The sequence below is a fragment of the Proteus genomosp. 6 genome (assembly GCF_040139785.1).
GTDB lineage: Bacteria > Pseudomonadota > Gammaproteobacteria > Enterobacterales > Enterobacteriaceae > Proteus.
Genome location: NZ_JBEEVJ010000026.1, coordinates 1 through 6,622, shown reverse-complemented (window position 1 = coordinate 6,622; position 6,622 = coordinate 1). Strand labels below are relative to the sequence as shown.

Sequence of the window (6,622 nt, the reverse complement as noted above, 5' to 3'; positions counted from 1 at the left end):
TTCGACATTTGTCATCGCGTCGGTGTGAGCGTTGAAACAGGATCAGCAAATGAAACATTTTGTCATTTAATTAGCAGGATGATTGATTTCTGCCAAGCGGGATAAATAAATCATAGTTATAATTTTTTAAGATCTGCGTATCTCGGATAATGACTTTGCTTTCTTTTGCATTATCATCTATATAACATCAGATTAAATTAACTTATTGATGGTGATAATATGACCGAGAATGAATGGTTGGACGGATTAAGAGGATTGCCTGACGAAGCGATACTAAAACTTCATTTTAGTCTTCAAGAAAAGATAAAGAAGTATTATAAAATGAGAGACAAAGAGAGTAATTTAAATAAGGCTATTGAGTATTGTAAGCAACAAATAGCATTGTCTCCGTTAGCCATATCAGCATTAAAGCGGAATCAAGCTATGTATAATGACGGTGAGTTCTTCGCTCCATCCCATTATGGGTATAAGCAGTATTCCGTTATTCTGAAAAAGAAAAAAGATTTAAATGAACTCGATAGAATTAAGAAAAAAATGATAAATGAAGGGTGGCGCATTAGTTAATTTGCTCCCATTTGCACCACAAACAACTAAACTAATAACAAATTAACTAACGAGGATGGTGTTGTGAGGAAAATATTAATTACATCTATCGGAGTGCTTTCTTCCTTGTCTATTTTATTTAGTGCAAGTTCTATTGCTAAAGAAAATATAAAAATATCAGATGTTGCAAAAGCAGCTTGTGTTAATCATAAAGATAAAGAATCGTGTGAAGGTCTTATCATCGCATCAATGGGGCATGCTTTTGATCAGGGGAGAATTAGCATGGTTTGTGATTTAATGCGCGAATCTGGGGATAAAATACCAGAAGAGCAAAAAGATAGATGTGATGAAGCGAATGAAATGTTGCTAGATGTACGAAGTGTAAAATATTAACCAGATATATTAACAACCTAAACCCTGCCATTTGGCGGGGTTTTTCATTTTAAGGAGCCGATAATGGCAAATGTAGGCGAAATCGTTTATCAAGTTCAAATGGATGTTCGGCAATTGCTTACATCGCAACAGCAGTTAGAGCAACGCCTTAATCGTATGGATAGTAGCTTTAACCGAACGTCTCAGTCAGTAAATAACGCAGAACGTTCAATGCAGTCTCTATCCAAAGTTGCAGCAGCTCTTACTGGTTATTTATCGGTTTCAATGGTTGCTAGTTACGCCGAAGCATGGGCTGTATTAAACAACAAGCTATCCAACTCAGTTCGTACTAGCGAGTCACTTATTGATGTTACTCAACGAGTATTTGATATTACTCAAGCAACACGCTCTAGTCTTGATGCCACAGCAACACTCTACGCTCGACTAGAAAGAGGAACGAGAGAATACAACACCTCAGCAGCAGATTTAGCAAAATTAACAACAATTATTAATCAGGGGTTTATTGTCTCTGGTGCCACAGCGACAGAGGCTGAAAACGCCATTATTCAGTTATCGCAAGGTATCGCATCTGGAGTTCTGCGCGGCGAGGAATTCAACTCAGTAGCAGAGCAAGGTAGCCGCTTGATGGTTGCGCTTGCTGACTCGATGGGTGTCGGTATTGGTCAACTTCGTAAGATGGCAGCAGAAGGCAAACTAACCACTGATGTTGTTGTGAAGGGGTTGCTCTCTCAAGGTGATGTAATCGGCAAGGAATTCGCTAAAACTACCAGAACAATGTCGCAGGCATTTCAAGAGGCAGGGAACAGCCTAACCAAGTTTCTCGGTGAAAATACAACAATAAAATCAACCATCAGTGCGTTTAGTGATGCGGTTATTACGGTTAGTAAGAATTTAGATGAGCTTAGCTCTGTATTGACAGTAATCGCCGCAGTGGTTGGCTCAAGATATGTTGCCGCCTTGGCTATGGCTACTAAGTCAAAAGTGATGATGGCAGCCGCCTCTCGTCAGGAGTCAGTCGCCACACTGCAATCAGCAAGAGCAAGTGAGTATGCTGCAAACATGTCAGTCAGAAAGGCTCAGGCTGATTTGGCTTCTGCTAGATCTGCTGTTGCTCTTGCTCAAGCAGAGTACAACGTTGCAAAAGGAACGTTAGCGGAAGCAACTGCACTTGATAACTTAATTGCTAAAAAATCATTAGCTTCAAAAGCTGCAATAACATTAACTCAAGCAACACAAGCGCAAACAGCAGCAATGGCAAACTCAGCAGCTGCAGCAAGGGCAGCATCATTATCTATGGGCTCGTTGCGTGGAGTTATGGGAATGTTAGGTGGCCCTGCCGGTGTGGCCATGTTAGCTGGTGCCGCAATCTATTACTTCTATCAGAAATCAGAGCAAGCAAAACAAGAGGCTAGAGATTTTGCTGATAGCATAGATCAGTTAACAGTCAAATTAAAAGGGTTGTCGTATCAAGAAATTGCTCGTGACGCGCAAGATGCCGCCGACAAGCAGAAAGTTTTAAATGCGGAAATGGAGGAGCAGGAAAAACAACTAGCTAGACTTGAGGCTCGCTTAAGGATGCAACAGGACGCTCTAGGAAATAACCCAGAGTTAATTGAAAGAAATACAATAAATATCCTAAGAGAAAAGATAACGCTAGAAGGTAATTTAGCTGAGAATAAAAAACGCTCTGAGTTAATCACAAGATACCTGACTGATGCTCAAAATGAGTACGATAAGAAATTAAAGGAAGCTATTGATTTAAGTGTTAAAAGTGCGTCAGCAATTGATATTGAGAAATCCGCTTTAGGTAGACTAACCCAGCAAATCAGGGAGGCTACTGGCGCGAAAGGTGAATTTAACTCCAAGCAGTTAGAGGTTAATTGGTCTGAAAAAGGGTTGGATTTAAGGAAGTCGCTGGAGCGGGAAACTAAGTTAGCCAATGCCAAAAGTGAAGTTGACAAGAGGTTGCTTCAAGTTAAGTTTTATGCCGAAGATAATGACTTATCAGAGCAGGAGGTTCTCTCGTTAAACCAATGGGCTATTGCGGCTCAAGAAGCAAGAGATGCTGAATCAGAGCGCAACAGCAAAACAAAGGAATCAACCAAAGCCACAGATGCAGCATACGAAGCACTAAAACGCCAGAGAGAAGAGATTGAACTTTTAAACAAAGGTTACAAAGACGGATCTCTTGAAATGGCTAAGTATGATGCGGTTAAGTCTCTTGGTGACAAAGCATCTCCTGAACAGATTAAATTAGCTAAAAAACTTGCAGAAGAAAAATACAACATTGAGCGTAATCTAGCTGATAAGAAAGCCGCGCTTGAGCTTGATTTGGTCGCTAAGGCTAAAGAGTCTCACGATAAACAGTTGGCAGACTTAGAGCGGATAACAAAAGATGATGTATCTCTCACTGAGCAGGCGGCAAGGCGCAAAGCTGAAATTGAAGCGGAATATCAGCAACAGATAGCTGAAATAAGGGCTAAAAACGCTGTATCTCCTCAAGATAATTTAAAAGCACAAGTAGACCCTGTTCAGCAACTCAAAAACGAACATGAGCGTAAACTTGCGCTTATTCGTGAGTTTGAAACAGAAAAAGGCGCTATCACTCAGCAAGGTTTAGCGTTAATGAATGCCGCTAATACCCAATACGAGCAAGACCGCATGAATGCTCAATGGGATATATGGCGCAATCAGAGTCAAGCAAATCAATTCTTAGCTGATGGGTTGGACGCACTAGGGCAACGTTCCGCTAACGTAATTACAGGGCTATTAACTGGCACTCAATCCCTTAATGATGCTTTCCGTAATGTCGCATTAACCATTGTAGACCAAGCCGTTGGCGCTCTGGTTCAAATGGGTATGCAGCAAGTTAAGAATATGATTACTGAAAACGCTATGCGTAAAGCGTCAAATGCTCAAGCGGTAGCAGAGGCAACGGCGACTGGCGGTGCAATCACGGCAGCAATGGCTCCAGCCGCAGCAACAACCAGTATTGCCACAATGGGCTCTGCTGCAACTTGGGGAATGGCTGCGATGGCGGCAGCAATACCAGCAATGATTGCGCTTGCAGGTGCTCGTAAAAATGGCGGTCAGGTTGGTGCTGGTAAAATGTATCAGGTTGGAGAGGGCGGAAAGCCAGAAATATTCAAAGCATCTAATGGTAATCAATACATGATACCGGGTGATAATGGTCGAGTTATCAGTAATCGACAGATGGGTAAAGGTGGTAACGGTGTCAGCATGGGGGATATGCACTTTACATTCCAAGTTCAGGCACCTAATGGCATCACTCAAAAGGAAGCGCAACAGATACAGCAAATGGTAAGAGGTACAGTTTATGACGTACTTGGCACTGAAATGCGTAGCGGTGGTGCTTTAGAAAAATCAAGAAGTTGGTAATTAAGAGAGGCAGTTATGAGTAATCAAGAAAATATATTAATGATGGATGGTAACGGGAACATGAAAATAGTAACGGCAATATAATTGCTAAAGGTGTGATGATTAAAGCTGGACTAAGATTATCTACACCATCAATGGAAGATTTAGTGAAAAGAATTGAGTCACTTGAAAAACAGCTCGCTGATATGCAAAAGGCAACGAGCTGTGATTTAGGTGCTATACGAGAAACGCACAATGAGATTATTTCATCGTCATTAGCACAATTAGATTATGCCACGTCTCGTTTAAACCAGTTATTTATTAAATAATCGGTTTAAATATTCAATCATATCTTTTTCAAAACCCAATTTATCCCCCTCAGGGTCACGCTCAATCGAATCAAGAATATTATTATAAACTGTCTCCCTATCTTCAGGGGTTAGCACTTGTTTTATCAATAGCTCTATGACATGAGCATTGATTATAGCTTGCGCTGATAGTCGAGATATTGATTGCGCTGATTTATGAGTAATCTCGCCTAATTGGTCAAGGCTTTTCTCCATGGCGGGAATTTTTTCACCTATTTTGAATGGTTTTTTTGCTGATTCATCTTTATTATTTTCTGACATTTCATTTCCTCACACCGAAGTAAGTCAGCCATTCCTTCGGCAAGTTTCTCTGGGCTGAATATATAAAATAACCTAATGGATATTTATTAATATCCTGATATTTGATCAGGCGGCTTTGTGTCGCCTTTTTTATTGGAGTAACCAATGGAAGAGTTTAAATGGCGACCTGAAACAGCTTATCAGGTAGGTAATGAGCCTAAAGTGAAAGTAGCCAAATTTGGTAACGGTTACGAACAACGAGTTAAAGACGGGATCAACAACCAATTAAAGACCTATCAACTTTCATTTATTAAACATGCTGACATAGGTAAGCAAATTGATGAGTTTCTTAAGGCTCGTGGTGCGGTTGAGTCATTCTTGTGGCTAACCAGTGATGATAATTCTAAGCGTAAGTTTGTTTGCCGAGGCTGGCAGGTAGCACCAAGAACATCAGTATGGCAGATAGATTGCACATTTGAGGAGGTTGTTGCATGAGAGATATACCTCAAGAGATGCGCATAGACGTTGCGGACTTACAGCAAAATGCAATGTTAGATCTGTATGAAGTCGATTTAAGCCGTTTTGGTGGTGATGTTTATCGCTTTCATGACGGCATGAATGGCTTATTGAAGCCTATTATCTGGCAAGGATTGCGCTATGAGCCTTATCCAGTCCAGGTTACAGGGTTTAGTGTAACGGCACAGGGCGCATCCGACAGACCTAAAATGACGTTTGCTAACTTCGACGGAATGTTAACTGCTATCAACAACGATTACGATGATGCGCTAGGTGCTATCGTTACTCGCAGACAGGTTTTAGAACAATATCTTGATGCTGTTAACTTTCCTAACGGAAACCAACAAGCAGATCCAACAAGAGAGGTTGTTCAAAAATACGTTATCGAACAACGAGAAAGTTCAGACTCTGATTTTGTGACGTATATATTAGCGCTTCCAACAGAAACAGATAACGCCCTGATACCTAGGCGAGTTATTCAAGCTGACATTTGCTCATGGCGATACCGAGGATTTGATTGTGGTTATGATGGGCCACCTGTTGCAGATGAAAAAGACCAACCAACAACTGATCCAGTTAAAGATAAGTGCTCTCATAAATACAGTGGGTGCAAACTCAGATTTAAATCAGTCATGCCATTTGGCGGGTATTTAGGCTCAAACAAATTAGGTTAACTCATGATTGAGAAAGACATTATCGCTCACGCGAAAGCAGAAGGAGCGAGGGAGTCGTGCGGTTTAATTTCTGGCGATAGGTATTTCCCTTGCAGAAATATACATCCAGATCCGCAAAACTATTTTGAAATTAACCCAGACGACTGGATGACAGCAGAGTGTTATTCAGACGTCAAAGCTATTGTTCATAGTCACCCAGACGGAAAGCCTTTCTTGAGTTCTGGCGATAGAGCAATGCAAAGGAAGACAAATCTACCGTGGTGGTTGGTATGTGATGGTGTGATCCACAAGTTCAGACCAATAGCACCACTATTAGGAAGAGAGTTTAAGCATGGTGAGCAGGACTGTTATTCCATTATACGCGACGCCTATCACCTTTCAGACATTCAGTTAGATGATTTTATTCGCCCTGATGAATGGTGGTACACAGAGAAAAATCTCTATTTAGATAACACAGTTAAACAGGGTTTCTATCAAGTTGATGAAGCTCAAGAAGGCGACATGATATTG

8 protein-coding genes are annotated in these 6,622 nt (G+C 41.0%); 7 read left to right on the top strand and 1 reads right to left on the bottom strand.

Annotated features, from left to right (window positions below):
* Positions 1-219: 219 nt before the first annotated feature.
* From ABN212_RS18420 to ABN212_RS18405, 4 genes are all read left to right on the top strand, one after another.
* Positions 220-564, top strand: a complete 345-nt coding sequence (locus tag ABN212_RS18420) for a hypothetical protein (RefSeq protein WP_349443560.1) — start codon at positions 220-222, stop codon at positions 562-564.
* Positions 565-627: 63 nt separating this feature from the next.
* On the top strand, positions 628-936 hold the full coding sequence (locus ABN212_RS18415) for a hypothetical protein (protein ID WP_349443559.1): 309 nt from the start codon (positions 628-630) through the stop codon (positions 934-936).
* Between the two features lie 63 nt (positions 937-999).
* Positions 1,000-4,335 carry a tape measure protein gene (locus ABN212_RS18410; RefSeq protein WP_349443558.1) on the top strand — a complete coding sequence of 1,112 codons (3,336 nt, stop codon included), beginning with the start codon at positions 1,000-1,002 and terminating at the stop codon, positions 4,333-4,335.
* Between the two features lie 146 nt (positions 4,336-4,481).
* Positions 4,482-4,643, top strand: coding sequence for a hypothetical protein (locus ABN212_RS18405; RefSeq protein ID WP_349443557.1), 162 nt, complete (start codon positions 4,482-4,484; stop codon positions 4,641-4,643).
* Here ABN212_RS18405 and ABN212_RS18400 read toward each other — a convergent pair.
* Complete coding sequence (locus tag ABN212_RS18400; protein WP_349443556.1) at positions 4,629-4,943, bottom strand: hypothetical protein; 315 nt, start codon at positions 4,941-4,943, stop codon at positions 4,629-4,631. The two genes, ABN212_RS18405 and ABN212_RS18400, sit on opposite strands and share 15 nt — an antisense overlap.
* Positions 4,944-5,087: 144 nt before the next feature.
* Here ABN212_RS18400 and ABN212_RS18395 point away from each other — a divergent pair, with 144 nt between their 5' ends.
* From ABN212_RS18395 to ABN212_RS18385, 3 genes are all read left to right on the top strand, one after another.
* Positions 5,088-5,417, top strand: a complete 330-nt coding sequence (locus ABN212_RS18395) for a phage tail protein (protein ID WP_227335605.1) — start codon at positions 5,088-5,090, stop codon at positions 5,415-5,417.
* Entirely contained in the window at positions 5,414-6,112 is a 699-nt protein-coding gene (locus tag ABN212_RS18390; RefSeq protein WP_103004658.1) for a phage minor tail protein L, read from the top strand. The genes ABN212_RS18395 and ABN212_RS18390 overlap by 4 nt, the downstream gene beginning before the upstream one ends.
* A gap of 3 nt (positions 6,113-6,115) precedes the next feature.
* A partial coding sequence (locus ABN212_RS18385; protein WP_349443555.1) for a C40 family peptidase occupies positions 6,116-6,622 on the top strand: 507 nt, incomplete at its 3' end.